Origin of the sequence: Stenotrophomonas sp. ZAC14D2_NAIMI4_7 (assembly GCF_003086675.1) — a bacterium.
Taxonomy (GTDB): Bacteria; Pseudomonadota; Gammaproteobacteria; order Xanthomonadales; family Xanthomonadaceae; genus Stenotrophomonas.
Window position 1 is genome coordinate 3,582,591 of the sequence record NZ_CP025995.1, and the last position, 26,833, is coordinate 3,609,423.

The window sequence follows — 26,833 nt, forward strand, 5'->3', positions numbered from 1 at the left end:
GCCGATGGCCCCCACCCCTCCGTTCACCGCCTTCCGGATCGAAAACGACAGTGCCGGCTACCGCAGCGGCCTGACCCGGCTGGGCGTGGACGACCTCACCCCCGGCCAGGTGCTGATCCGCGCCCACTGGTCATCGGTGAACTACAAGGACGCCCTGGCCGGTACCGGCAAGGGCCGGATCCTGCGGCGCTTCCCGCTGGTGGGGGGCATCGACGTGGCCGGCACCGTTGTGGCTTCCAGCGACCCGGCTTGGCGCGAGGGCGATGCGGTGCTGGCCACCGGCTGCGGCCTGAGCGAGACCCGCGACGGCGGCTACAGCCAGTACGTGCGCCTGGAATCGAGCGCGGTGATCGCCCAGCCCAGCGGCCTGACCCCGCGCGAGGCCATGGTGCTGGGCACCGCCGGCTTCACCGCCGCGTTGGCCCTGCTGCGCTTGCAGGACAACCGGTTGACCCCGGGGCACGGCCCGCTGGCGGTTACCGGCGCCAGTGGCGGGGTGGGCGCGCTGGCCGTGGATATTTTCAGCCGCGCCGGCTACAGCGTGCACGCCATCAGCGGCAAGCCCGAACAGGCCGGATTCCTGCGCGAGATCGGCGCGGCCGAGGTACTGCCGCGCGAGGCTTTGGCCGATACCGCCCCGCTGCAGTCGGCCCGCTTCGGTGGCGGCCTGGACAACGCCGGTGGCCCGATGCTGGCCAGCCTGCTGGCGCAGACCGTGCCCTACGGCAGCGTGGTCAGCGCCGGCCTGGCGGCCAGCCCGGCGCTGGACATGACGGTCATGCCGTACATCCTGCGCGGCGTGTCGCTGCTGGGGGTGTCCTCGGCCAATGCCCCGCGCGATCTGCGCGAAGCGGTGTGGGCCAAGCTGGGCGATGCGTGGAAGCCGCAGCACCTGGACCGCATCTGCACCGCTGAAGTGGGCCTGGACGAACTGCCCGGCGTATTCGAACGGATGCTGGCCGGCGGGTCGCTGGGGCGCACAGTGGTGCGGATCGACTGAGCGTTGCAGGCAGGCGACGGACGGCAGGGCGCGGCCCTCCCGCCATCACGTTGCCCGCACTACACTGCGGGCAACACATGGGGAACAACATGGCACGCATTCTGATCGTCGACGATTCACCGTCGCAGCTGTTGGGGATACAGCGCATCGTCGAGAAGCTCGGGCACCAGATCCTGACCGCCACTGATGGCGCGGCCGGCGTGGAAACCGCCAAGGCCGAGCTGCCCGACCTGGTGCTGATGGACGTGGTGATGCCCAACCTCAATGGTTTCCAGGCCACCCGCACGCTGGCCCGCGACGAGGCCACCCGGCATATTCCGGTGATCCTGGTCACCACCAAGGACCAGGACACCGACCGCATGTGGGGCATGCGCCAGGGCGCCAAGGCCTATATCACCAAGCCGTTCTCGGAAGACGAACTGTCCGAAGTGCTGGAGCGTGTTTTCGCCGGCCAGGGCTGAACCATTGCGGTAGGTGCCAACCTTGGTTGGCACGCTGTGCGGACCAAGGTCCGCACCTACCACAACCGATCTCAGATCGCTTCGCCGAACGCCTTGGCCAGGTTGCGGTACGCCTTCTTCTGCGCATCGTCGGTCGCGGCCGGGGCCACGATCTCCAGCTCCACGATCTGGTCGCCGTCGGGGTTGCCCGGCAACCCACGGCCGCGCAGGCGCAGCTTGCGGCCGGCATCGGAATCGGCCGGGATCTTCAGCTCCACGCTACCGCCCAGCGTAGGCACGCTGATGCTGGTGCCCAGCGCCGCCTGCCAGGGCGTCACCTGCAGGGTGTAGAGGATGTTGCGCCCGTCGACCTCGAACTGCGGGTGCGCGGCATATTCCACTTCCAGCAACAGGTTGCCGCCGTGGTTGCCCTGCCCGGCCAGCCGGATCACCTGCCCCGGCCGGATGCCCTTGGGCACGCGCACGTCCAGCTGCCTGCCGTTGACCGTGATGCGCAGGCTGTCGCCCTTGTAGGCCGCTTCCAGCGGTACCGACAGCTTGGCCCGGGTATCGCGGTTGGGCGCGTGGCCCTGGCTGCTGAATCCCGGACCGGCGCCCGGCCCCTGGCCGCCGCGCTGGCGTGCGAACAGGCTTTCGAAGAAATCGCTGAAGCCGCCGCCGGCACCACCGCCGCCGCCGAACACTTCCTCGAAGTTGAAACCGCCGCCGCCGTAGTTGGGCGGAACGTTGAACTCCTCGCCCGGGCGGTAGCCCTGCGCGCGCAGCTGGTCATAGGCCGCGCGCTTCTCCGGGTCGCGCAGCGCCTCGTAGGCCTCGTTCACCGCCTTGAACTTGTCTTCCGCCCCGGCCTCCTTGCTGACGTCGGGGTGGTACTTGCGTGCCAAGCGGCGATAGGCGGTCTTGATTTCCGCATCGCCAGCGCTCGGCTCCACCCCCAGGGTGGCGTAGTAATCCTTGAATTCCATCCAGCTACCTCGATCTGCTTCGGCCACGCCGGTGGCGCCGCCCCGGGTTCATTCTACGCGCCGGCGATGCTACGCCGCGCACCGTGCGGCCCTGGTGAGGCCGACTGATCCTGCGCAATGCAGCCGCCATGCCGGTACGGCAGGCTGGGGCTGGCGGCCCCCGCCGCAGCGCTCCAAGATGGGGCGTGCACGTCGGTTTTCCAATGTCTTGACGCGATCATCCCACCCACCCTTCTAGCCTGCCCCCGCAAGGAGTTCCCATGACCATCCACGTCGGCGACCGCATTCCGGAAGTCACCCTCAAGCGCATCCGCGAAGGCGTCGAAACCCTCGATACCCACGCCCTGTTCGACGGCCGCAAGGTCGTGCTGTTCGCCGTGCCCGGTGCCTTCACTCCCACCTGTTCGGCGCGTCACCTGCCCGGCTACGTGGAGGCGTTCGATGCATTCCGCCAGCGCGGCATCGAGGTCTACTGCATGGCGGTGAACGATCCGTTCGTGATGAAGGCCTGGGCAGCCGACCAGCGCGTGCCCGACGGCCTGCTGATGCTGCCCGACGGCAATGCGGATCTGACCCGTGCGCTGGGCCTGGAGCTGGATGCCAGCGCCTCGGGCATGGGCATCCGCGCGCGCCGCTTCGCTCTGTACGCCGACGACGGCGTTGTGCAGGCGCTGTGGATCGAGGAACCCGGTCAATTTGAAGTGTCTTCGGCGCAGTACGTGCTGGAGCACCTGCCCACCTAGTCCCAAACCAGAGGAAACGGCCAGCCATGTCCACCAAGCCAGCCAAGACCAGCAAGCCCAGTGCCACCGTCACCGCCATCAGCGACCGCGAGGCGCTGCGTGAACGGGCACGCCGCAACATCGAAGACGGTGCCATCACAGACAGCTACAGCGCCGACCGCAAGGCGGTCATCAAGCTGCTCAACGATGCATTGGCCACCGAATATGTGTGCGTGCTGCGCTACTACCGCCACTACTTCATGGCCAAGGGCATGCTGGCCGATGCGGTGAAGGCCGAATTCCTGGAACACGCCCAGCAGGAACAGGCCCATGCCGGCAAGCTGGCCGAGCGCATCGTGCAGCTGGGCGGTGAACCCGACCTCAACCCGGACACGTTCTCGGCGCGCTCGCATGCCGAGTACAAGGAAGGCAGCGATCTGCGCGACATGGTGCGGGAAAACCTGGTGGCCGAGCGCATCGCGATCGACAGTTACCGCGAGATGATCAACTTCGTCGGCGACCGCGACACCACCACCAAGCGCATCCTGGAAGAGATCCTGGCGCAGGAAGAAGAACACGCCGATGAGTTCGCCGATCTGCTGGATGGCTGGATCGGGAAATAGCGGCCAGGCGCACGCCTTGGTAGCTGCCCACCTTGGTGGCAGTTGTTCCGACGTGTGCCAACCAAGGTTGGCACCTACCAAAGCAGGGTGCGGCGTCAACGGATGACGGTGAACCGCACCTGGGTCCAGGCGCCGTCGGACGCCAGGGCGGTCAAGGCATGCGCGCCGGGCTCGGCAAATTCGCGCTGCATCAACTGCGCTCCCTGCGTCTGCGCGATCCAGCGGCCATCCAGCAGCCAGTCCACGCGCTGTTCGCTGCCCAGCGCGCGCAGCTGCAGGCGCACGCCATGTTCGGCATTGGGCGCACGCGCCAGTGCGGCGCCGTCGTTCAGTCCATCAATGTGCAGGGCAACGCTGGCCTCGCGGCCATCGTCGCGACAATCCGGGGAGAGCGCGGGCAACTGCGAGGCATCGCGCGTGGCCTTGGCCAGCCACGGTGACAGCAACGCCGGCCAGCGCGCGATCTCGCTTGCCACTTCCACATGCGGCGCGCTGCAATCGGCGGACAGGCGCAAGCCGCTGCGCGCGTCGGCCACGTAGCGCTGCCGCCCCGGTTGCCAGCGCCGCGCGTCGCGTTCGGGGAACGTCAGCGGCGCCGCACCATCCAGCAGGAAGGCCGGCATGCGCCGCTGGCACAGCGCCGCTGGCAGCCCCTCGGCGCGCTCACCGGTGGGCCAGCAAACGTCCGCTTCGCTGACACTGGCCGGCATCGGCGCAGCCGCCGCATCACCGCGCTGGCGCGGCAGGCTGTCCACCACTTCGAACATCAGCGGCAAGGCGGTCACTGCACCGTACTGGCCGGGCAGCGGCGTGCCGTCGGGCCGCCCCACCCACACACCCACGGTGTAGTGGCGGGTGCTGCCGATCGCCCAGGCATCGCGGAAGCCGTAGCTGGTGCCGGTCTTCCACGCCACGCGTGGGCGCCCACCGACATCGAAGGTGCCCACGCCGTAGCCTGGGCGTGGATTGGACTCGAGCATCTCGCGCACGATCCACGCCGCGCCCGGCGACACCAGTCGGCGCTCCACCATCGGCTCGTCGGCGGTATAGCGCACACGACCAGCAATGCCATTGCGATTCAATGCGGCGAACGCGCCCACCAGATCTTCAAGGCGCGCGCCGGTGCCGCCGAGAATCAACGACAGATTGGGCTGCGCGCCCGGCGGGAAGCGCAGCTGGATGCCGGCGTGGGACAGGCGGGCGGCGAAGCGCGCGGCCCCCACCCGCTGCAGCAGGTCCACCGAAGGCACGTTCAACGAAAGGCGCAGCGCGGTGGCCGCACCTACCGGGCCATTGAAGGCCATGTCGAAATTGCCGGGGCGGTAGCTGCCAAAGCTCTGCGGTGCATCCACCAGCAGGCTTTCCGAATGGATCAGCCCGTCGTCCAGCGCCATGCCGTACAGGAAGGGCTTGAGGGTGGAACCGGGGGAGCGCCAGGCCTGCACCATGTCCACGTGCCCCAGCCGCTGCCGATCACCGAAGGACAGCGTGCCCACGTAGGCGCGCGCCTGCAGGGTCTGGTTGTCCACCACCAGCAGCGCGGCCGAGGTGCGCTCGGGCAGGCCGGAAAAATAGCTGGCCACGCGCTCTTCCAGGGTGCGCTGCAGGCCGATGTCGATGCCACTTTCAATGCGCGCCTGGCCGGGATAGGCCGCGTGCAGCCGCTGCGCCAGCAGGGCCGCATGCATCGGCGGCCGCAGCGAGCGCGCCACCACGTTTTCGATGCGCGCATCAGAAACCTCGTCGGCCGACCACACGCGCTGCTGGGCCATGCGCGCCAGCACCTTGTCACGTGCTTTCTGCGCCGCTTCCGGGTGCCGGTCCGGGCGCAGCCGGCTCGGTGCCTGCGGCAGCACCGCCAGCAGGGCCGCCTCGGCATGCGAAAGCTGCGCCGCCGACTTGCCCAGGTACGCCCAGCTGGCCGCCTCCACGCCTTCGATGGTGCCGCCGTAGGGCGCCCGTTCCAGGTACAAGGCCAGGATCTGCGCCTTGGACAGGTGTACTTCCAGCTGCACCGCGCGCAGCATCTGTTTCAGCTTGCCCCATGGCGTACGCGAGTGCGGGTCGAGGATGCGTGCCACCTGCATGGTCAGGGTGGAGCCCCCGGAGACGATGTGGCCGCCGCGCAGCAGCTGGCCACCGGCGCGCAGGATCGCCAGCGGATTGATGCCGGGGTGCTTCCAGAACCAGCGGTCTTCGTAGGTCAGCAGGGCCTGCAGGTACAGCGGCGACACGCTGTCCACCGTGGCCGGGTAGCGCCACACGCCTTCGGCATCGGCGAAGGCCCGCAGCGGACTGCCATCGGCGGCCACCACCAGCGTACTGGTGTCGCGCTGCTTCGGCAGCGGCGGCGGGAACGCCCAATCCAGTACCAGCAGCAGGGCCAGCAGCGCGGCGGTGCCCCAGCGCAGCCACGGCCACAGGGGCCGCAGCCGGCGGCGCAGGGCCGCCAGCCGCATTCTGATCGATCGCTTCATGGTGTGCGGTCAGCAGGACGGGCCGCGCCACCGCGGCCCGTCCGCGCAATCACGGCTGCACCACCGTGATCGTGGTCGGGTTGCTGCGACCAACGCCACGCAGCTGCGGGCGGTACATGTCTTCCACCAGCGGCGGCGGCACCGTATAGGTACCCGGAGTGACCGCGCGCACCAGATAGAAGACGTTCGCCTTGCTGCCACGGGACAGCTTCAGCGCCGCCACGTAGCGGTCGTCGCGGAACTCCTCATGCTTGGTATCGGCCGCTTCGCCACGGTCACTGATGGTGATGCCATCGACCACCACGTCGGCCCACTGCTTGGCATCGCCCAGGTTGAAGTTCTCGATCTCCAGACCGGCCGGCAACAGGTCGGTCAGCAGTGCATCGGGCATGGTGGTATCGGCGGTGACGGTGACGCGCACGATCAGTGCCTCGCCTTCCTTCAGCGGGCGCGGCGTCCACGGCTTGCCGTCGGTGCCGTAGTAGCTGCGCTCCACGCCCAGCACGCTGTTGTCCGGTGCCGGTGCCGTGCGCGGAATGCCGGCCACGTCGATGCTGGCGAACATCGGCGGCTGCCCCTGCGGGCTGAAGCGCACGCCGCTGGCCAGTTCGCCAGTGCTGAAGTTGCGGCCGAACAGCTTGCGCTCGCCAATCGCTTCGGTGTTGCCACCGATCACCAGCTCACCGGCGACCAGCGCCTTCTGGTTGGCCGACAGCGCCTTGCCCAGGCGCGCGATGGCGACCTGTTCCTGGGTGCTCAGCCACATCCAGCCGGCATTGCGGCGCGCATCCAGGCCGCGGCCCAGATCAACCGCGCGGGCATCCCAGGCCGGCTTGGCCAGCTTGTTTTCATGGGTCAGCGCGATCATCAGCGCGTCGTCACGGATCGCACTGCCGTAGTCGCCGAAGTACGACGGCCGTTCGCTGCTGGACTTGGCGAACGCCGCCGCCAGTGCCGCCTGGCCACGCTTGGCATCGCCCTGCAGCGACAGCGCCACGCCCAGGTGGACCAGCGACAGGCCACCGACCGCCTTGCTGCGTTCGTTGTCGTACAGCGTACGCAGGGTGCCCAGCGGGGCGCGGTTGACCCGCGCCAGCACGTAGCCCGAATAGGCCTGGTTGGCGAACTTCAGCTTTTCGCGTTCGTCCTGGCCATAGAACTGATTGCCGCCGGACAGCAGGTCCTCGCTCAACCGGTTCAGCGCCTTCTGCAGCACGTTGTCCGGCACGGCGAAGCCGGCGTCCTTGGCATCGAGCAGGAACTCGGTGACGTACGGGGTCAGCCACGGGTTCACGTAGCCATCGTCACCCCACATGGAGAAGTTGCCGTTGGCCACCTGCATCGACGCCAGTCGGCCGAACGCCCCTTCCATGCGCTCGCGACGGGTCTTGGCATCCAGGCCATCGGCCCCCAGCATCGACGAGGTGGCCTGGTCCAGGATCAACGCGGCGTAGCCCTTGCTGGTGGTCTGCTCGGCACAGCCATACGGGTAGTTCAACGCGCCCTGCAGCGCGCTGGCGAACGGAATGGGCGGCAGCGGGCTGACCAGCAGGCGCGCGTTCACCGATTCGGCCATCAGGCCCTCGGTCAGGCTGCCATCCAGGCTGACCGCGGCCAGCGGATCGAGCGTACGCACCTGCGAGCGCACGACCTGCGGCCACGCCGCGCGCACCGGCAGTTCATAGCGGCGGTCGGCCTTGAAGCCGTTGCCGTCCACCCGCACCCGCACCTTGGCCACGCTGTGCCCTTCGCGCGCCGACAGCGGGAAGCTGAGCGTGCTCTTGGCATCGGTATTCAACTGCACGCTGCGCGTGCCTTCGGCCAGCGACAGCGGACCTTCGGTTTCCACCCGCACGTTGAACGCGCCCGGCTTGCCGGTGAAGTTCTGCACATCCAGGGTGACCGTACTGCGGTCGCCCGGGGCGAGCACGCGCGGCATGCTGGCTTCGGCCAGGATCGGTGCGCGCACCACGGTTTCCACGTCGCGCTTGCCGTACTGGTCGTCGCTGTAGACCACCGCCGACACGCGCAGAGTGCCGTTGAAATCGGGCACCTTCAGGCGGATGCGGGCGATGCCCTTGGCATCCAGCTGCACCGGGCCGGAGAACAGATCCACGGTCTGCACGCGCGCGGTCGGCCGCTTGGCCTGCGGCAGCGCCTGCAGACCCATGTCGCCGCCGAACTTCAGCTTGCCACTGCCGCCATCGAAGCTTTCGATCACCCGGCTGTAGATGTCGTAGGCATCGATGCCCAGGCGGCGCTGGGCGAAGAAATGCGCGCCGGCATCAGGCACCGGGAAACGGGTGATGTTGAGGATGCCCACGTCGACAGCCGAGACCGTAACGTGCGCGGTCTTGCCGGCCAGCTGCGGTGCGCTGACCGTCACCGGCAGGTCCTGTTCCGGCCGCATCTGCTTGGGCGCGACCAGGCCCACGGCCACGGTGCGGCCCTTGCGGTCCATTGGCACGTGCACCACGCCCACCGCGCGCGCCGGGGTGATCTTGCTGGGCGCGGTACCGCCACGGAACACCAGCGCGGTGATGTAGACGTCGTGGCGCTCCCAGTCGGCCGTGACCGGAATCTTGAAGGTGGCGCCAGGCTTGGCGTCAATCTCCTGCACGTAGAGCATGCGATCGGATTCGACCATCAGCAGGCCCTTGCCGGCGTGCGGCGGGGTGACCGTCACCTGCAGGGTATCGCCGGCCTTGTAGCCGGTCTTGTCCAGGCCCAGCTTGACCTTGTCCGGGCGGGCGTCCAGGCCGCGGTTGTCATCGCCCCAGCTCCAGCCGGCGCGGAACGGATAGCGACTGGTCAGGCCGGTGGACGGATCGAACACGTCCACGCGGTACTCGCCCCACTCCACCGGGAAGTCGAAGGCGACCGCGCTGCTGCCGGCATCGACGGTGCGGGTTTCCTTGTTCTCGAAGCGGCGGGTGAAATCGTAGTCCCAGCGGTTGTCGTTGAAGGTCCAGTGGTAGTCGCGCAACTCGCGCACCAGGGTCACTTTCAGGCCCTTGGCCGGCTTCGGCGTGCCCGCTGCATCCACGCGCAGCAGCTCGAAGCGCGCATTGCCGTTGGAATCGGCACCATCATCGGGGTTGAACAGCGGGCGCACGCCGACCAGCGCGTCGGCCGGCCACATCACCCGCTTCAGGGTGCGGGTGACCGTGCGGCCACCGGTCTCGTACAGGCTGCCCGACAGCACCACGGCAATCGGCGCCTTGGCCTTGGCCGCCTCTTCGGGCAGTGCAACGTCCTGGCGCAGCTGGCCGTTGGCCGGCAGCGTGGTATCGATCACATCCTTGGCATCACGCGGCAGCTGCAGGGTCGGGTCACCGAAGAAGTAGCCCGGCAGGCCCTCCACGGGCTTCTGCTCGGCGGCCACGGCCATGCGCGCGGTGAAGCGGTTGCCATCGGCCGGCGCACCATACAGATAGGCGCCGTTGGCCTGCAGGCGCAGTTCCTCCCCCGGCTTCAGCGTCTTCTGCGCGCTGTCCAGGTCCAGCTTCATGCGCTCGGGCAGGAACTCCTCGATGCGCAGGGTCATGCCCTGGATCGCTTCCTTGCTGGCCGGATCGGTGCGGAACTCGACCTGCCAGCGCCCGGTCGGCGCCTCGGCGGGAATGACCTGTTCGAAGTCGATGTAGCCCTGCTCGCCCGGCTGCAGGCGGGTTTCGCGGAAGGTCTTGCCGTCGGGCTGCTTCAGGCGCAGGAACACCGGCTGCGGCTTGACCGGCTTGCCGTCGTTGTCGCGCAGCAGCGCCGACAGGCGCACGGTTTCGCCCGGGCGGTACAGATCGCGCCCGGACCAGGCGTAGACATCGAACCAGGCGTTGTCACGGCCGGCTACGGCGAATTCGCTCAGGTCCAGCGCGGGCTGGTTGAACGGCAGGAAGCTGGTGTCCTTGCCACTGCTGGCCACCAGCACATGGGCCGCGTCCAGGGTGTAGTTCAGCAGGGCGTTGCCGTTGCCATCCGTGCTGCCCTTCAGCACCACCTCGCCCTTGGCGTCCAGCACGCGCAGGTCCACGCTTTTCAGCGCGGCGCCATCCTTCAACGAGGCGGTGTGGACGAACAGCTTGTCCTTGTAGGCGCGGGTATGCAGGCCGATATCGCTGACCGAGAAGAACGCGGTGTCGAATTCGCCTTCGTAATCACCGGTGCGCTTGAGCAGGGCGAAGTACAGGCCCGGTTCCTGCAGTTCCTTGATGTCCTGGGTTGGCAGATACGTCAGAACGCGCTCGTTCTGCTTGCCGCCCAGGATGAAGCGGTTGACGTAGACCGGCTCGGCCAGTTTGTTGATCGGGCTGCGCTCGTAGTCGCTGCTCAGTTCCCAGCTGCCGCGACGGCCGCCACGCTGGTACTGGCTGAAGAAGGTCGGCAGGTCCTTCTCGCGCACGCGCAGGAATTCGACGTCCACTTCCGGCACGTTCACCGACACCACCGGCAAGCCACGGCTTTCCTTTGCCGGCAGCACGCTGCCCTGCGACGCGAACCCGGCCACCGGCTTCAGTTCGCCACTGAACACCTTCTGCTTCAGCTCCTTGCCCAGGCGATTACCATCGGCCGCCAGCAGGTCCGGCGACACGACCAGGCTGTATTCCTTGCCGGCCTCCACGAACGGGTAGCGCAGGGTCAGGCCGTCATCGGACAGGGTCCAGCTGCTGTCTTCGGTGCCGACCTTCTCTTCGAAGCGCACCAGCTTGTCGAAATCCTGGGTGCCGACCAGCGGGCGCGAGAACTCCAGCGCCAGCGACAGGCCCTCACTCTTCTGGTCCGGGTAGGCGCGCAGCAGGGTGAACTCCTTCACCTGCTCGGCCTTGGTGGCGATGGCTTCGCCGCTGGCCTTGGGCAGCTGCCCGCTGTCATTGCGACAGCCGGCCAAGCCCAGCAACAGGCCTCCTGCCAGCACAGCCGCCGCCCAACCCCACCGCTTCCGCCGTGCCGGACCGCTCATGTCGTCACTCCTTGATCGAGGCGGCCATTATAGGGCCGCCGCGTCAAGGTGTTGACGGCGGGTGGCCGGTAGTCGCCAACCTTGGTTGGCGCAGGACCTCACGCACGCGCTGGCGCGCGCCTGCCCACCAAGGTGGGCAGCTACCGGGGCTTCATGCAGCTACCGGGGCCCCGTGCAGCTGCCGGGGCCTTACTCGGCCGGCACCCGCACCCTGCCTTCCATCAGGACCCGGGCGCTGCGGCTCATGATCGCCTTGGTCACCGTCCACTGGCCGTCCACCTGCCCGGCCTGGGCGCCGACCCGCAGCGTGCCCGAGGGATGGCCGAAGGTGACTGCCTCACGCTCGCCGCCACCGGCTGCGCGGTTGACCAGGGTGCCCGGAATCGCCGCCGCGGTACCGATGGCCACAGCTGCCGTACCCATCATGGCGTGGTGCAGCTTGCCCATCGACAGCGCGCGCGCGTGCAGGTCGATGGCCGAGGCCGGGATGGCCTTGCCGCTGGACGATACGTAATCCTGCGCTGGCGCCACGAACGCCACCTTCGGCGTGTGCTGGCGGGTCGCCGCGTCTTCCAGCTTCGAAATCAGGCCCATGCGCAATGCGCCGTGGGCGCGGATGGTTTCGAACTTCTGCAGTGCCGCCCTGTCCTCGTTGATCGCCGGCTGCAGCTCGGTGCCGGTGTAGCCCAGGTCAGCAGCGTTGAGGAAGATGGTCGGAATGCCGGCGGTGATCATCGTCACCTCGAAGCTGCCCACACCCGGCACGTCCAGGGTGTCCACCAGGTTGCCGGTGGGGAACATCGCACCGGCATCGCCGTCGTCGGACGGATCGATGAATTCCAGCTGGATCTCGGCGGCCGGGAAGGTCACGCCGTCCAGCTCGAAATCACCGGTCTCCTGTACTTCGCCATCGCGCATCGGCACGTGGGCGATGATGGTCTTGCCAATGTTGGCCTGCCAGATGCGCACGGTGCACAGGCCATCGCGCGGCACCCGGGCCGGATCGACCAGGCCGTTGGCGATGGCGAACGGGCCAACGGCGGTGCTGAGGTTGCCGCAGTTGCCGCTCCAGTCGACGAAGGCGGTATCGATGGAGACCTGTCCATACAGGTAATCCACATCGTGATCCGGCACCGAGGCAGCGGAAATGATCACGCACTTGCTGGTGCTCGACGTTGCCCCGCCCATGCCATCGGTGTGCTTGCCATAGGGATCGGGCGAACCGATCACCCGCATCAGCAGCGCGTCACGCGCGGGGCCCGGCACCTGCGCCGCTTCGGGAAGGTCCTGCAGGCGGAAGAACACGCCTTTGCTGGTGCCACCGCGCATGTAGGTGGCGGGAATACGGAGTTGGGGGAGGAAGGTCATCGTCGGATCCAAGCGTTTGAATGTCAGGAGACGTCTTGCATCAGCCCATCAAGGCCAAGGTCAACACACCACACGCGCATGACGTGCACGCGCGCAGGCTGGTCAATGTAGTAAACGAGATAGCGTTCAAAGGAGGAAACCGGCATGAAACGCAACGTGCCAGGCAACTGCGCAGCGAGTTCGGCGTGTCTGCTGGAGCCCAAAGCTGGAAACAAGGCAATGCGCTGCAGGGTGGCCTGCAACTCGGCCAGGAAACGCGTGCCCAGTGCGACTCCTCCCTGTCGCGCGAACCACAGCGCGGCATCGGCCGCGTCGGTCTCTGCCCTCGGCCTCCAGTCAATCGCCTTCACGCTCCATCCTTTCGGTCAGTTCGCGACGCATCCGCTCGAACGTGTCAGCCGTCACCGGCGTGGCAGGTCCTGAGGCCACGCCCTCGGCGATCAACTGTCGAAGCAATGCTTCCGCCTTGCTGCGCTGGCGCTGGCGGATCAGGTCGCGGACGTAGTCGGAGGTGCTGGAGTAACCGCCTTCGCGTACTTCCTCGTCCACGAACTGCTTGAGCGGATCGGTCAGCGAAATGTTCATGGTGGCCATCAGACTCTCCTTTGGCAGTTTTTGCCAAGTCAGTGTGCGCCCCGCTCTGGGGTCGGACAAGCCCGCCCCCGACTGGCGGGGGCAGGCATTCAGCCCGGCCTCACGCCACCTTGGCGCCTTCCAGGAAGTCCTGTGCGAAACGCTGCAGCACCCCGCCCGCCTCGTAGATCGCCACTTCCTCGTCGCTGTCCAGGCGGCAGGTGACCGGCACCACCACGTCCTGGCCGTCGCGGCGGTGGATGACCAGGGTCAGGTCGGCGCGCGGGGTGCGCTCGCCCACCACATCGAAGGTCTCGGTACCGTCGATGCCCAGGGTCAGGCGGGTGGTGCCCGGCTTGAACTCCAGCGGCAGCACGCCCATGCCGATCAGGTTGGTACGGTGAATCCGCTCGAAGCCTTCGGCCACGATCGCTTCCACGCCGGCCAGGCGCACGCCCTTGGCGGCCCAGTCACGCGAGCTGCCCTGGCCGTAGTCGGCACCGGCAATGATGATCAGCGGCTGCTTGCGGTCCATGTAAGTCTCGATCGCTTCCCACATGCGCATGACCTTGCCTTCCGGCTCCACGCGCGCCAGCGAGCCCTGCTTCACGCTGCCATCGTCGTTGCGGACCATCTCGTTGAACAGCTTCGGGTTGGCGAACGTGGCGCGCTGTGCGGTCAGGTGGTCGCCACGATGGGTGGCGTAGGAATTGAAGTCTTCTTCCGGCAGGCCCATCTTCGCCAGGTATTCGCCGGCGGCGCTGGACGCCAGGATCGCATTGGACGGTGACAGGTGGTCGGTGGTGATGTTGTCCGGCAGCACCGCCAGCGCGCGCATGCCCGCCAACGTGCGTTCACCGGCCAGCGCGCCCTCCCAGTACGGCGGGCGGCGGATGTAGGTGCTCTGCGGGCGCCAATCGTACAGCGGGCTGACCGGCGTACCGTGCTCCACGCGCACGTTGAACATCGGGTTGTAGACCTTGCGGAACTGCTCCGGCTTCACCGAAGCCTTCACCACGGCATCGATCTCGGCATCGCTCGGCCAGATGTCCTTCAGGCGCACGTCGTTGCCTTCGGCATCCACGCCCAGCACGTCCTTCTCGATGTCGAAGCGCACGGTGCCGGCGATGGCATAGGCGATCACCAGCGGCGGCGAGGCGAGGAAGGCCTGCTTGGCGTAAGGATGGATGCGGCCATCGAAGTTGCGGTTGCCCGACAGCACGGCCGTGGCGTACAGGTCACGGTCGATGATTTCCTGCTGGATCTTCGGGTCCAGCGCGCCACTCATGCCGTTGCAGGTGGTGCAGGCGAAGGCGACGATGCCGAAGCCGAGCTGTTCCAGGTCCGGCAGCAGGCCGGATTCTTCCAGATACAGCTGCACGGCCTTCGAGCCGGGCGCCAGCGACGACTTCACCCACGGCTTGCGCTGCAGGCCGCGCGCATTGGCGTTGCGCGCCAACAGCGCCGCGGCAATCACGTTGCGCGGGTTGGAGGTGTTGGTGCAGCTGGTGATGGCCGCGATGATCACCGCACCATCGGGCATCAGGCCCTGCGCCTGCTCGGCCTTGCCAGCTTCCAGCTTGGCTTCGTCGGCGATGCCGCGCTCGGCCAGTTCGGCGGTGGCCACACGCTTGTGCGGGTTGGACGGGCCGGCCATGTTGCGTACCACGCTGGACAGGTCGAAACGCAGCACGCGCTCGTACTGTGCAGTCACCAGGTCGTCGGCCCACAGGCCGGTGGTGCGCGCGTAATTTTCCACCAGCGCCACCTGCGATTCCTCGCGACCGGTCAGGCGCAGGTAGTCGGTGGTCTGCGCATCGATGTAGAACATCGCCGCGGTGGCACCATACTCGGGGCACATGTTGGAAATGGTGGCGCGGTCACCGATGGTCAGTGCCGCAGCGCCTTCGCCGTAGAACTCAAGCCAGGCGCCGACCACGCGTTCCTTGCGCAGGAACTCGGTCAGTGCCAGCACCACGTCGGTAGCGGTGATGCCCGGCTGCGGCTTGCCGGTCAGTTCCACGCCGATGATGTCCGGCAGGCGCATCCACGAGGCGCGGCCCAGCATCACGTTCTCCGCTTCCAGGCCGCCCACGCCAATGGCGATCACGCCCAGCGCGTCCACGTGCGGGGTGTGGCTGTCGGTGCCCACGCAGGTATCGGGGAAGGCCACGCCGTCCTGCACATACACCACCGGCGACATCTTCTCCAGGTTGATCTGGTGCATGATGCCGTTTCCAGGCGGAATCACGTCCACGTTCTGGAACGCCAGCTTGGTCCAGTCGATGAAGTGGAAACGGTCTTCGTTGCGGCGGTCTTCAATGGCGCGGTTCTTCTCGAACGCCTGCGGATCGAACCCACCGCACTCCACCGCCAGCGAGTGATCGACGATCAGCTGCACCGGCACTACCGGGTTCACCTTGGCCGGATCGCCGCCCTTGTCGGCGATCGCATCGCGCAGGCCGGCCAGATCGACCAGGGCGGTCTGCCCCAGGATGTCATGGCAGACCACGCGCGCCGGGAACCACGGGAAATCCAGATCGCGGCGGCGTTCGATCAGTTGCTTCAGCGAGTCGACCAGCGTGGCCGGCTCGCAGCGGCGCACCAGGTTTTCAGCCAGCACACGCGAGGTGTACGGCAGCGTGGCGTAGGCGCCGGGCTGGATGGCATCGACGGCGGCGCGCGCGTCGAAATAGTCCAGCGTGCTGCCGGGAAGGTTCTTGCGGTAGTCGGTATTCATGGGCTGGCGGAATGCTTGGGGCGGGCCGGGTGCCGGCGATGCGGCGGCGAAATCACCCGGCCGGCAACGGGCCGGCCGGGTGCAGACAGCAGGTGGATCAGGCGCGCTTGTCGATGGCGACGAACTCGCGGTCTTCCGGACCGATGTAGTTGGCACTCGGGCGGATGATCTTGCCGTCGATGCGCTGTTCGACGATGTGCGCGCTCCAACCGGCGGTGCGGGCGATCACGAACAGGGGGGTGAACATGGCCGTCGGCACACCCATCATGTGGTAGCTGACGGCGCTGAACCAGTCCAGGTTCGGGAACATCTTCTTGATGTCCCACATCACCGTTTCCAGGCGCTCGGCGATGTCGTACATCTTCATGCTGGACTGTTCTTCGGACAGCTCGCGGGCCACGTCCTTGATCACCTTGTTCCGCGGGTCGGACACGGTGTAGACCGGGTGGCCGAAACCGATCACCACTTCCTTGCGCTCGACGCGGGCCTTGATGTCTTCCTCGGCCTCGTCCGGGCTGTCGTAGCGCTTCTGCACTTCGAAGGCCACTTCATTGGCGCCGCCATGCTTGGGGCCGCGCAGCGCGCCGATGCCACCGCAGATCGCGCTGTACATGTCGCTGCCGGTGCCGGCGATGACACGGCAGGTGAAGGTGGAGGCGTTGAACTCGTGCTCGGCGTACAGGATCAGCGAGGTGTGCATCGCACGCACCCACGAATCCTGCGGCTTCTCGCCGTGCAGCAGGTGCAGGAAGTGGCCACCGATGGAGTCGTCGTCGGTTTCCACGTCGATGGCGCGGCCGTTGTGGCTCCAGTGGTACCAGTACAGCAGCATCGAGCCCAGGCAGGCCATCAGCTTGTCGGCGATGTCACGCGCGCCCGGATGGTTGTGGTCATCCTTTTCCGGCGCCACGCAGCCAAGCACCGAGACGCCGGTGCGCATCACGTCCATCGGGTGGGCCGACGGCGGCAGTTCTTCCAGCGCGGCCTTCACCGCGGCCGGAATGCCGCGCAGCGACTTCAGCTTGGCCTTGTACGAAACCAGTTCGGCGCGGGTCGGCAGCTTGCCGTGCACCAGCAGGTAAGCAATTTCCTCGAACTCGCTGGTGTTGGCCAGGTCCAGGATGTCGTAGCCACGGTAGTGCAGGTCATTGCCACTGCGGCCCACGCTGCACAGCGCGGTGTTGCCGGCGGCGGTGCCGGACAGGGCGACGGACTTCTTCGGCTTGAAGGTCGGGGTTGCGGTCGTATCGTTCATGTTTTCCCTCCGAAAACTGATGGTGCAGGGTACTGCTTATTTCTTGGCGGCGAACAGGGCGTCGAGCTGCTGTTCGAAGGCGTGGTAACCGATGCGGTCATACAGCTCTTCACGAGTCTGCATGGCGTCGACCACGTTGCGCTGGTGGCCGTCGCGGCGTACCGACTCATAGACGTTCTCGGCAGCCTTGTTGGCGGCACGGAAGGCCGACAGCGGGAACAGCTGGATGGCCACGCCGGCCGAGGCCAGTTCGTCGCGGCTGAACAGCGGGGTGGCACCGAATTCAGTGATGTTGGCCAGCACCGGCACCTTCACCGCATCGACGAAGCGGCGGTAGGTGTCCAGGTCATAGGCGGCCTCGGCGAAGATGCCGTCGGCGCCGGCCTCGACGCAGGCGATGGCGCGTTCGATGGCCTTGTCCACGCCGTCCACCTGGATGGCGTCGGTACGCGCGATCAGGAAGAAGTCCGGATCGGTCTTGGCATCGGCGGCGGCCTTCACGCGGTCGACCATTTCACCCTGCGAGACGATTTCCTTGCCCGGGCGGTGACCGCAGCGCTTGGCACCCACCTGGTCTTCGATATGGCAGGCGGCCGCGCCGGCCTTGATCAGCGACTTCACCGTGCGCGCGATATTGAAGGCGCTCGGGCCGAAGCCGGTGTCGATGTCCACCATCAGCGGCAGGTCGCAGACATCGGTGATACGGCGCACGTCGATCAGCACGTCTTCCAGGGTATTGATTCCCAGGTCCGGCAGGCCCAGCGAGCCTGCGGCCACGCCGCCGCCGGACAGGTAGATGGCGCGGAAGCCGGCGCGCTTGGCCAGCAGCGCATGGTTGGCGTTGATCGCGCCGATCACCTGCAGCGGCGATTCGGCAGCCAGGGCCTGGCGGAAGCGGGTACCGGCGGAAGAGGGTGTGGAAGCAGTCATGCGGCAGTCCAGTAGATATGTCGGGGGTACAGGCGCAAACACCGTGCCAAGGTGCAAGCCATTGATTTCAAAAGGGTGACCGTGGCCGCAACATGGAACATATGAAACATTGAAACAGGCGTATCATGAAACATCCACCATAACGGCCGCGCCATGTACCTGCCCCGCTCGCCCTTGCCTTCTGTCGATACCGACCGCCCGGTGATCTGGACCGTCAGCGTTTCGCGCCTGACCGGCCTGCTCGGCGATGTCATTCCCGAGTTCGACCGCCGCGCGCGCATCGAACAGATCAACCTCGGCTTCGAGGAGGCGGTGGAGGTGATCGGCCAGCGCCTGCGCCGCGAGCATTGCGACGTGGTCATTGCCGGTGGCTCGAATGCGGCCTGGCTGCGCGGCCGACTGGACTTGCCGCTCGTGCCGATCCAGGCCAATGGCTTCGACCTGATGGAGGCGTTGGCGCGGGCGCGGCGCATCGCCAGTCGCATTGGTCTGGTCACCCACGCCAGCGACGTGCCGGTGTTCAGCAACTTCCAGCACAGCTTCGGGCTGGACATCGAGCACCGCCGCTTCGTCACCCGCGAGGACGCGCGCGACTGCATCGCCGATCTGCGCGCCAACGGCATCGAGGTGATCGTGGGCACCGGCATGGCCATCGACCACGCCGAACAGATGGGCCTGCCCGGCGTACTGCTGTACTCGGCCGATTCGGTGCGGCAGGCCTTCGAGCATGCGCTGGAACTGACCCAGGCGCTGGCCCGTTCCGGTGGCGCCCGCCCCGCGCCGCGCCGGCGTGCAACGGCGCGCAGCGAGGCGCACGAACTGCTGGGTGACAGCGATGCAATGGCACAGGTGCGTGCACAGATAGCGCTGTATGCGCCGCACGACAGCACCGTACTGGTGACCGGCGAGACCGGCACCGGCAAGGAACTGGTGGCACGCCAGCTGCACGCCGCCAGCGGCCGCCGCGGTCGTTTCGTGGCACTGAATTGCGGAGCGATCAGCGAATCACTGCTGGAGTCGGAACTGTTCGGTTACAGCGATGGTGCGTTCACCGGCGCGCGCCGGGGCGGCCGCGTGGGCCTGGTGGAATCGGCCGATGGTGGCACCTTGTTCCTGGATGAAATCGGAGAACTGCCGCTGCCCTTGCAGACGCGGCTGCTGCGGGTGCTGGAAGAACGCGAAGTGCTGCGCGTGGGCGCCACCGAGCCCACATCGGTTGACCTGCGCGTGGTGGCCGCCACCCTGCAGTCGCTGGAACAGCGCGCGACTGCAGGCAGCTTCCGTCGGGATCTCTATTACCGCCTGGCCGCACTGCGCATTGCCCTGCCCGCGCTGCGCGCGCGCCGCAGCGATGTGCCGCTGCTGGTCCAGCATTTCTTCCGCCAGCTGCGCGGCATCGATGCACCGTTGGCCGAGGACGCAATGACCGTGCTGACCGCCGCCGGGTGGCCGGGCAACGTGCGCGAGCTTCGCAATCTGGTTGATCGCCTGCGCATCCACTGGCAGCCGGGCGAAGGACTGATCGACGCCGCGCGCCTGCTGCAGCTGGCGCCGGAGCTGGTGCACGAAGGCACACCCGCGCTGCCACTGGAAAACAACGGCAAGCGCCCGCCCCGCGCCCAACTGGAAAGCCTGCTGCAGGAACACCGCAACGACCGCGAAGGCATGGCCCAGGCCCTGGGTGTATCGCGCACCACGCTGTGGCGCTGGCTGCGCGCCGTCGGGTTGTAAAGTCGAGCTTGCTCGACTGGCCCAGGCAGTCGAGCAAGCTCGACTCTACAAAGGCGTCCCAGTCCTGTCCGGTTGCCCACGCAACCTGCGTAGGGCTATCGGCATAGGGGGGAAGCCTGATGAGCCACGCCGTACCGGGTCCGCGCCAGTTTCGCATCCGCGTCCACATCACCGCGCTGACCATGACCTGCATGGCCCTGGTCGCCGCACTGCTGATCGGCTGGGGCGTGATCGCCACCTACCAGCGCTTGAGCGCGGATGCCCGGCAGCGCGCCCTGCGCGATACCACCCTGCTGGCCGAACAGCTGCGCCTGCAGTTTGCCCCGGCACAGGTGGCGCTGGGCCAGATCGGCGCCGGCCAGCTGCCCGCCCTGGCCGACGAACGCAGCCGCCTGGACCACGCCGCGCCGCTGCTGGCCGCACTGCGCGCGGCGCCAGTGGCAGCGTCGGTATACGTGGCCTACCCCAATGGCGATCTGCTGCTGGCCCGATCACTGGCGGTGCCGGCCGTGCGCAAAAGCGTGGCGGCGCCCAGCACTGCAGACATGCTGCTGCAGACGATCAGCCAGCAGGCCGACAGCACGCGCGTGGCACGCTTCCACTTCCTGGATGCGCAAGGCCAGCCGCTGCCGACACGCCCGTGGCCCAGCCACGACTTCGATCCGCGCCAGCGCAGCTGGTACCAGCAGGCGTGGCAGCGCCCGGGCAACGTGCATGTCTCGGCGCCGTATCGTTTTGCCACCACTGGCCGCATGGGCGTCACGCTCAGTGAACGTGCCAGCACCGGCGATGCCGTGGTCGGCGTTGATGTGGCGCTGGACGATCTGGCCCAGGTGCTGGCCACGCTGCGGGCCACGCCCGGCACCGAGCTGGCCCTGCTGCATGGCAACGGCGAGATCGTTGCCAGCACGCTGGCCACGCAAGCAGGCCACACCCCGCTGGCGCAGGCCCAGGCACGCGCCACGCACAGCGGCCTGCCCGTGCAGTTCAACACCGCAGGTCGCACCTGGATCGGGTTGCGCTCGCGGCTGCAGACCGGGCACGGGCAGACCTTCGATCTGCTGGAAGCGCTGCCGATGGACGAGCTGGCGGCCGACGCGCGCCGCCGTGCCGCGCAGACGCTGGGCCTGGCGCTGTTGCTGACCCTGCTGCTGTTGCCACTGGGCTGGCTGGCCGGGCGCGCCCTGGGCCGCAGCCTGGTCGGCCTGCGCGAACGCAGCCTGCGTATTGCCCGCTTCGACTTCACCGGCGCACCGCTGCCTGCCAGCCGCGTGCGCGAGGTGAGCGAGCTGTCGCAGGCCATCCAGCATATGGGCGGCACGATTGCCGCGTTCCTGGACCTGACCGAATGCTTGGCCACCGAGCCGCAGATGGAGCGCATGCTGCAGCGGGTGCTGGAGCAGATGGTCAAGGCCACCCAGTCGCGCGCGGCGGCGGTCTATCTTCCAGATGCACCCACCGGTGCCCTGCACCGCGCGGCGCTGGTGGGCACGCTGCACACACCCTTGCCTGCGCACATCGCGTGGCCGACCGACGCGGTGCACGAGCAGCCACCGGCCGGACAACTGCGACTGCCCCTGCGCGGCCGGCAGGGCAACCTGCAGGGACTGCTGGTCCTGGAGCACCCCACCGATGCCGCGCACGACGATGCGGCCTTCCTGCAGTTCACCCAGCGCCTGTCGGGCATGCTGGCGGTGGCCATCGAGACCCGCCAGTTGTCCGAGGCGCAACGGCAGCTGTTCGAGGCACTCATCCGCCTGCTGGCCGATGCGATCGACGCCAAGAGCCCCTACACCGGCGCCCACTGCGAGCGCGTGCCACAGATAGCCATCGAGCTGGCCGAGCACCTGCACCAGGCCAATGACGGGCGCTACGCCGCGTTCCGAATGAGCGAGGGCGAGCGTGAGGCGTTTCGGCTTGGCGCGTGGCTGCACGACTGCGGCAAGGTCATCAGTCCTGAGCACATCGTCGACAAGGCCACCAAGCTGGAAGTCATCCGCAACCGCATCCACGAGGTGCGCCTGCGCTTCGAGATCCTGTGGCGCGATGCGGAACTGTCCGCCGCACGTGGCGAAACCACTGCAGCCCAGCTCGCCAGCCGACAGCAGCAGCTGCAGGATGATTTCGCGTTCGTGGCCGGCTGTAATCTGGGCGGAGAGTTCATGGCCGATGAAGCCATCGCGCGGCTGCAGGCCATCGGCCAGCAACACTGGCAGCGCCACTTCGACGACCGCCTGGGCCTGTCTGCCGCCGAGCTTCGCCATCTGCAAGCACAGCGCCCGCAGGCTCCGTCCCTGCCGGCCGCAGCCACCCTGCTGCAGGACCTGCCCGAACACCGCGTGCCGTGGGGCAGCGACCGCCCGGCCGTGGAAGCAGGCGACCCGCGCAACACGCTGGGTTTCAACATGGAACTGCCGCCGTGCCAGCAGAACATCGGCGAGCTGTACAACCTGGGCATCCGCCGCGGCACGCTTACCGACGAAGACCGTTTCCGCATCAACAACCACATCGTGCAGACCTACGTGATGCTGAAGGCCCTGCCCTGGCCGCCGGGCCTGGAAATGGTGCCGGAGCTGGCCGCCACCCATCACGAGCGGCTGGACGGCAAGGGTTATCCGCGGCGCCTGCCCGGTGACCAGCTGGGGTTGCTGGACCGGGTGATGGCGCTGTGCGATGTGTTCGAAGCACTCACCGCCGCTGACCGGCCTTACAAGCCGGCCAAGCCGCTCAGCGAAACGCTGCGCATCATGGCGATGATGTGCAACGAGCAGCATCTGGATGCGGAACTGTTCCGCTTCTTCCTGCGCAGCCGGCTGTGGGATGCATTTGCCGAGCGATTCATGACGGCAGCACAGCGCGACCACGTAGACGTGGAGGCGCTGGAAGGACTGCTGACAGCCCCCCGGTAGGTGTCGACCTTGGTCGACACGGCGAATGGCCAACCAAGGTTGGCACTACCAGAGCGATGGTGCCGCGCACCCCGGCAGGTGTCGACCTTGGTCGACACGGCGAAGGGCCAACCAAGGTTGGCCACTACCAGAGCGATGGTGCCGCGCCCCCCGGTAGGTGTCGACCTTGGTCGACACGGCAAATCGCCAACCAAGGTTGGCCACTACCAGAGCGATGGTGCCGCGCTCCCCGGTAGGTGTCGACCTTGGTCGACACAGCGAAGGACCAACCAAGGTTGGCCACTACCAGAGCGTGGTGCCGTGCCCCCCGGTAGGTGTCGACCTTGGTCGACACGGCGAAGGACCAACCAAGGTTGGCCGCTACCAGAGCGTGGTGCCGTGCACCCCGCTAGGTGTCGACCTTGGTCGACACGGCGAAGGACCAACCAAGGTTGGCCACTACCAGAGCGATGGTGCCGCGCACTCCGGTAGGTGTCGACCTTGGTCGACACGGCGAAGGGCCAACCAAGGTTGGCCACTACCAGAGCGATGGTGCCGCGCACTCCGGCAGGTGTCGACCTTGGTCGACACGGCGAAGGACCAACCAAGGTTGGCCACTACCAGAGCAATGGTGCCGCGCCCCCCGGTAGGTGTCGACCTTGGTCGACACGGCGAAGGACCAACCAAGGTTGGCCACTACCAGAGCGTGGTGCCGTGCACCCCGGTAGGTGTCGACCTTGGTCGACACGGCGAAGGACCAACCAAGGTTGGCCACTACCAGAGCAGTGGCGCCGTGCAGCCGGTAGGTGTCGACCTTGGTCGACACGGCGAAGGACCAACCAAGGTTGGCCACTACCAGAACAGCGTGGTCCCGGCATCGATCACGGGTACAGCAGCCGCTTGCTCCAGCGCCCTTCGGCGCCCACTTCGTAGCACCAACGCTCGTGCAGGCGGAACTGCGCGCCGTACCAGAACTCGATGCGGTCGGGTACCACGCGCAGGCCGCTCCAGCCATCCGGGCGCGGCACGTCCTGGCCTTCGAAGCGTGCTTCCACCTCGGCCACGCGCGCATCGAATTCCTCGCGGCTGGCCAGCGTCTTCGACTGCAGTGACGCCCAGGCGCCGATCTGGCTCATGCGCGGGCGGCTGGCGAAATAGACATCGGCCTCGGCATCGGCCACCCGCTCCACCCGCCCTTCGATGCGCACCTGGATGCCGGCCTCGCGCAGGCTGCGCCACAGGAACAGCAGGGCGGCCTGCGGATTGGCCTGCAGTTCCCGGCCCTTGTGGCTGTCCAGGTGGGTGTAGAACACGAAACCGCGCTCGTCGAAGGCCTTCAGCAGCACGGTACGCGCCGACGGGCGGCCCTGCGTATCGGCGGTGGCCACGGTCATCGCGTTGGGCTCGACCTCGCGGCTCTGCTTGGCCTCCTCGAACAAAGCGGCAAAGGTGGACAGGGCTTCGGCGTAAAGGTCGCTCATGGTTCGCTTCTTCTCACTCGGATTGGGCTATTGTGGCGGCATGGTTGCTGCTGCGTACATGCCCGTGGTGAAAGGATTCCCCGAAGCGCTCGCCGAGCAGGCGCTGGATGACGCGCTGGCCAGTACTGCCACGGTGCCAGTATTGGCCATCAGTGGCGTGCAGGGGAGCGGCAAATCGACGCTGGCCGCGCAGGTCGTGGCGCGTGCCCGGTCACGCGGCCTGAACGCGGCGGCCCTGTCCATCGACGATGTCTACCTGACCCGCGCGCAGCGGCAACGCCTGGCCCGCCAGGTGCATCCGCTGCTGATCACCCGCGGCCCGCCCGGCACCCACGACCTGCCGCTGGCCCACGCAGTGCTCGACGCGGTGGCCGCGCGGCAGCCGCTGGCGCTGCCGCGCTTCGACAAGCTGGCCGATGAGCGCCTGCCCGAAGCGCAGTGGTCGGCGCTGGACGCACCACTGGACCTGCTGGTGTTCGAAGGCTGGTTCCTGGGCACGCCGGCGCAGGCCGATGCCGAACTGGACCGCCCCTTGAACGCGCTGGAGCAGGAGGCCGACCCGGACGGGCGCTGGCGGCGCTGGTGCAACCAGGCCCTGGCCGATCACTACCCGGCGCTATGGCAGCGCTGTGACCGCCTGTGGTTCCTGCAGCCGCCGGATTTTTCGGTGGTTCCGCGCTGGCGCTGGCAGCAGGAGCAGAACCTGCAGGCGGCGCAGCCCGGTCGCCACGGCATGACCCGCCCACAGCTCGAGCGCTTCGTGCAGTACTACGAGCGGGTCAGCCGACAGGCGCTGCGTGCCCTGCCCGCGCTGGCCGACCACGTGGTGCAGCTGGATGGGCAACGGCAGGTGCAGGCAGTGCGCTGACAGCGCCGCGCGGATGCTTCCAATCGCAACCATCGTGCCGGGCCCGGGGCGTGAAGGTGTTAGCATCACAGGGCATGAATCCTGCTCCGAACCTGATCCTGATCGGCCCGATGGGCGCCGGCAAAACCTGCATCGGCCGCCGCCTGGCCGAACGTTTCACGCTGGACTTCGTGGACGTGGACCAGGCTATCGTCGACGCCGCCGGCGCCAGCATTCCGACCATTTTCGAGCACTCCGGCGAAGCCGGCTTCCGCGCCCATGAGCGCCAGGCCCTGGCCCAGGTGCTGGCTGGCCAGGGCCAGCTGGTATCCACCGGCGGCGGCGCCGTACTGGACCCGGACAACCGCGCCCTGATCGCCCAGCGCGGCTTCGTGGTGCACCTGCATGTGAGCGTGGCGGCACAGCTGGAACGGCTGGCCCGCGACAAGGGGCGCCCGCTGCTGCAGCGCCCGGACCGTGAGCAGGTACTGCACGACCTGGCCGCCGTGCGCGACCCGCTGTACCACGCGCTGGCCGACATCACGCTTGACACCGACCCGTACACCGCCGCCGATGCGACCGCCCAGCTTGTCGTCAAGCTGGCCGCGCAATGGCAGCGCCAGGACCTGAACGCATGACCACCCCTTCCCTGCTGCAGGTCGCCGTTGCCGGCGACCGTCCCTACACCATCACCATCGGCGCCGGTGCCCAGGCCGATGGCGCTGCGCTGGCCTCGCATGTGCGCGGCCGCCACGTGCTGCTGCTCAGCGACAGCGAAGTGGCGCCGCTGTACCTGACCGCCCTGCGCGAGGCCCTGCTGGCCGCGCGCCCGGACCTGATCGTGGGCGAACACGTGCTGGCCGCCGGCGAAGCATCCAAGACCCTGGCCGAATTCGGCCGCGCCATCGAAGCACTGGCCGCGCTGGGCGCCACCCGCGATGCCTGCGTGTTCGCCCTGGGCGGCGGCGTCGTCGGCGACCTGGCCGGCTTCGCAGCGGCCTGCTGGATGCGGGGCGTGGACTGCGTGCAGCTGCCCACCACCCTGCTGGCGATGGTGGATTCGTCGGTGGGCGGCAAGACCGCAGTGGATATTCCGGCCGGCAAGAACCTGGTCGGCGCCTTCCACCCGCCGCGCGCGGTGATTGCCGATACGCGCGTGCTGGCTACGCTGCCGCCGCGCGAACTACGCGCAGGCCTTGCCGAAGTGGTCAAGTACGGTGCGCTGGGCGATGCGGTGTTCTTTGAATGGCTGCAGCAGAACGCCGACGCGCTGGTGGCCGGTGAGCAGGCCGTGCTGGCCGAAGCCATCGCACGCAGCTGCCGGCACAAGGCCGCCATCGTCGAACGCGATCCCTTCGAGAAGGGCGAGCGTGCGCTGTTGAACCTGGGCCACACCTTCGGCCACGCCATCGAGACCGAGCAGGGCTACTCGGCGCCCGGCCGCGATGCCCTGAACCACGGCGAGGCCGTGGCAGTGGGCATGGTGCTGGCCGCGCGGCTTTCCACCAACCTGGGCCTGGCCGACGATGCCGACCGCGTGCGCCTGCAGGCGCTGCTGGAACGACTGGGGCTGCCGGTGGCGATCCCCGCCGGTCTGGACCCGCAGGCCCTGCTGGGCCGCATGCGGCTGGACAAGAAGAACGTGGCCGGCCGCCTGCGCCTGGTGCTGTGGCGGGGCATGGGCCGCGCCGAAGTGGTGCCGGACGTGGATGAAGCGGCGGTGCTGAAGGTTCTGGGCGCGGGCTGAGCGGGTCCGTGTTCGCCGGGCATGGCCCGGCGCTGCCTACCGGGCGTTGCGGCAGGGCTCACCCCTGC

At 67.8% G+C, this 26,833-nt stretch carries 19 protein-coding genes; 9 read left to right on the forward strand and 10 right to left on the reverse strand.

The window, feature by feature from the left end; translation table 11 throughout:
* Positions 1-4 precede the first annotated feature (4 nt).
* Both C1922_RS16485 and pilH read left to right on the forward strand, forming a co-directional pair.
* Positions 5-1,000: a YhdH/YhfP family quinone oxidoreductase gene (locus C1922_RS16485; protein WP_108750749.1), complete on the forward strand. Its 996-nt coding sequence runs from the start codon at positions 5-7 to the stop codon at positions 998-1,000.
* 89 nt (positions 1,001-1,089) lie between these two features.
* Positions 1,090-1,461 carry a twitching motility response regulator PilH gene (gene pilH, locus C1922_RS16490; RefSeq protein WP_005410644.1) on the forward strand — a complete coding sequence of 124 codons (372 nt, stop codon included), beginning with the start codon at positions 1,090-1,092 and terminating at the stop codon, positions 1,459-1,461.
* Between the two features lie 71 nt (positions 1,462-1,532).
* On the opposite strand, the gene C1922_RS16495 is transcribed toward pilH, so the two are convergent.
* Complete coding sequence (locus tag C1922_RS16495; RefSeq protein ID WP_108750750.1) at positions 1,533-2,426, reverse strand: DnaJ C-terminal domain-containing protein; 894 nt, start codon at positions 2,424-2,426, stop codon at positions 1,533-1,535.
* A 260-nt stretch (positions 2,427-2,686) separates the two neighbouring features.
* Between C1922_RS16495 and C1922_RS16500 the strand changes: the two genes are divergently transcribed.
* Positions 2,687-3,169 carry a peroxiredoxin gene (locus tag C1922_RS16500; protein WP_108750751.1) on the forward strand — a complete coding sequence of 161 codons (483 nt, stop codon included), beginning with the start codon at positions 2,687-2,689 and terminating at the stop codon, positions 3,167-3,169.
* Positions 3,170-3,195: 26 nt separating this feature from the next.
* Positions 3,196-3,771 carry a ferritin-like domain-containing protein gene (locus C1922_RS16505; protein WP_108750752.1) on the forward strand — a complete coding sequence of 192 codons (576 nt, stop codon included), beginning with the start codon at positions 3,196-3,198 and terminating at the stop codon, positions 3,769-3,771.
* Positions 3,772-3,866: 95 nt separating this feature from the next.
* On the opposite strand, the gene pbpC is transcribed toward C1922_RS16505, so the two are convergent.
* From pbpC to prpB, 8 genes are all read right to left on the reverse strand, one after another.
* A complete protein-coding gene (pbpC, locus tag C1922_RS16510; RefSeq protein ID WP_108750753.1) occupies positions 3,867-6,248 on the reverse strand; it encodes a penicillin-binding protein 1C in 2,382 nt (793 codons plus the stop codon).
* 49 nt (positions 6,249-6,297) lie between these two features.
* The gene (locus tag C1922_RS16515; protein WP_108750754.1) at positions 6,298-11,205 is read right to left on the reverse strand and encodes an alpha-2-macroglobulin; all 4,908 of its coding nucleotides are present in this window, start codon (positions 11,203-11,205) and stop codon (positions 6,298-6,300) included.
* Positions 11,206-11,394: 189 nt separating this feature from the next.
* Positions 11,395-12,573, reverse strand: a complete 1,179-nt coding sequence (prpF, locus tag C1922_RS16520) for a 2-methylaconitate cis-trans isomerase PrpF (RefSeq protein WP_108750755.1) — start codon at positions 12,571-12,573, stop codon at positions 11,395-11,397.
* Positions 12,574-12,596: 23 nt separating this feature from the next.
* Entirely contained in the window at positions 12,597-12,923 is a 327-nt protein-coding gene (locus C1922_RS16525; RefSeq protein ID WP_108750756.1) for a type II toxin-antitoxin system RelE/ParE family toxin, read from the reverse strand.
* Positions 12,910-13,167, reverse strand: coding sequence for a type II toxin-antitoxin system ParD family antitoxin (locus C1922_RS16530; RefSeq protein WP_108750757.1), 258 nt, complete (start codon positions 13,165-13,167; stop codon positions 12,910-12,912). Before C1922_RS16530 ends, C1922_RS16525 begins: the two co-directional genes overlap by 14 nt.
* Positions 13,168-13,267: 100 nt before the next feature.
* On the reverse strand, positions 13,268-15,886 hold the full coding sequence (acnD, locus tag C1922_RS16535) for a Fe/S-dependent 2-methylisocitrate dehydratase AcnD (protein ID WP_108750758.1): 2,619 nt from the start codon (positions 15,884-15,886) through the stop codon (positions 13,268-13,270).
* Positions 15,887-15,983: 97 nt separating this feature from the next.
* Complete coding sequence (gene prpC / locus C1922_RS16540) at positions 15,984-17,141, reverse strand: 2-methylcitrate synthase (protein WP_108750759.1); 1,158 nt, start codon at positions 17,139-17,141, stop codon at positions 15,984-15,986.
* A 36-nt stretch (positions 17,142-17,177) separates the two neighbouring features.
* Positions 17,178-18,071, reverse strand: a complete 894-nt coding sequence (gene prpB / locus C1922_RS16545) for a methylisocitrate lyase (RefSeq protein ID WP_108750760.1) — start codon at positions 18,069-18,071, stop codon at positions 17,178-17,180.
* A 153-nt stretch (positions 18,072-18,224) separates the two neighbouring features.
* On the opposite strand from prpB, the gene prpR reads away from it, so the two are divergent.
* Both prpR and C1922_RS16555 read left to right on the forward strand, forming a co-directional pair.
* Positions 18,225-19,802: a propionate catabolism operon regulatory protein PrpR gene (gene prpR / locus C1922_RS16550; protein WP_108750761.1), complete on the forward strand. Its 1,578-nt coding sequence runs from the start codon at positions 18,225-18,227 to the stop codon at positions 19,800-19,802.
* 119 nt (positions 19,803-19,921) lie between these two features.
* Positions 19,922-22,711, forward strand: coding sequence for an HD domain-containing phosphohydrolase (locus tag C1922_RS16555; RefSeq protein WP_108750762.1), 2,790 nt, complete (start codon positions 19,922-19,924; stop codon positions 22,709-22,711).
* An 860-nt stretch (positions 22,712-23,571) separates the two neighbouring features.
* Here C1922_RS16555 and pdxH read toward each other — a convergent pair.
* Positions 23,572-24,171 (reverse strand): pyridoxamine 5'-phosphate oxidase, encoded by a 600-nt coding sequence (pdxH, locus tag C1922_RS16560; protein WP_108750763.1) that lies wholly within the window; start codon positions 24,169-24,171, stop codon positions 23,572-23,574.
* Between the two features lie 40 nt (positions 24,172-24,211).
* Between pdxH and C1922_RS16565 the strand changes: the two genes are divergently transcribed.
* The 3 genes from C1922_RS16565 to aroB all read left to right on the forward strand — a co-directional run bounded on the left by C1922_RS16565 (position 24,212) and on the right by aroB (position 26,765).
* Positions 24,212-25,039, forward strand: coding sequence for a kinase (locus tag C1922_RS16565; RefSeq protein ID WP_108750764.1), 828 nt, complete (start codon positions 24,212-24,214; stop codon positions 25,037-25,039).
* A gap of 74 nt (positions 25,040-25,113) precedes the next feature.
* Positions 25,114-25,656, forward strand: coding sequence for a shikimate kinase (locus C1922_RS16570; RefSeq protein ID WP_108750765.1), 543 nt, complete (start codon positions 25,114-25,116; stop codon positions 25,654-25,656).
* Positions 25,653-26,765, forward strand: a complete 1,113-nt coding sequence (gene aroB, locus C1922_RS16575) for a 3-dehydroquinate synthase (protein ID WP_108750766.1) — start codon at positions 25,653-25,655, stop codon at positions 26,763-26,765. The genes C1922_RS16570 and aroB overlap by 4 nt, the downstream gene beginning before the upstream one ends.
* Positions 26,766-26,833: the final 68 nt, after the last annotated feature.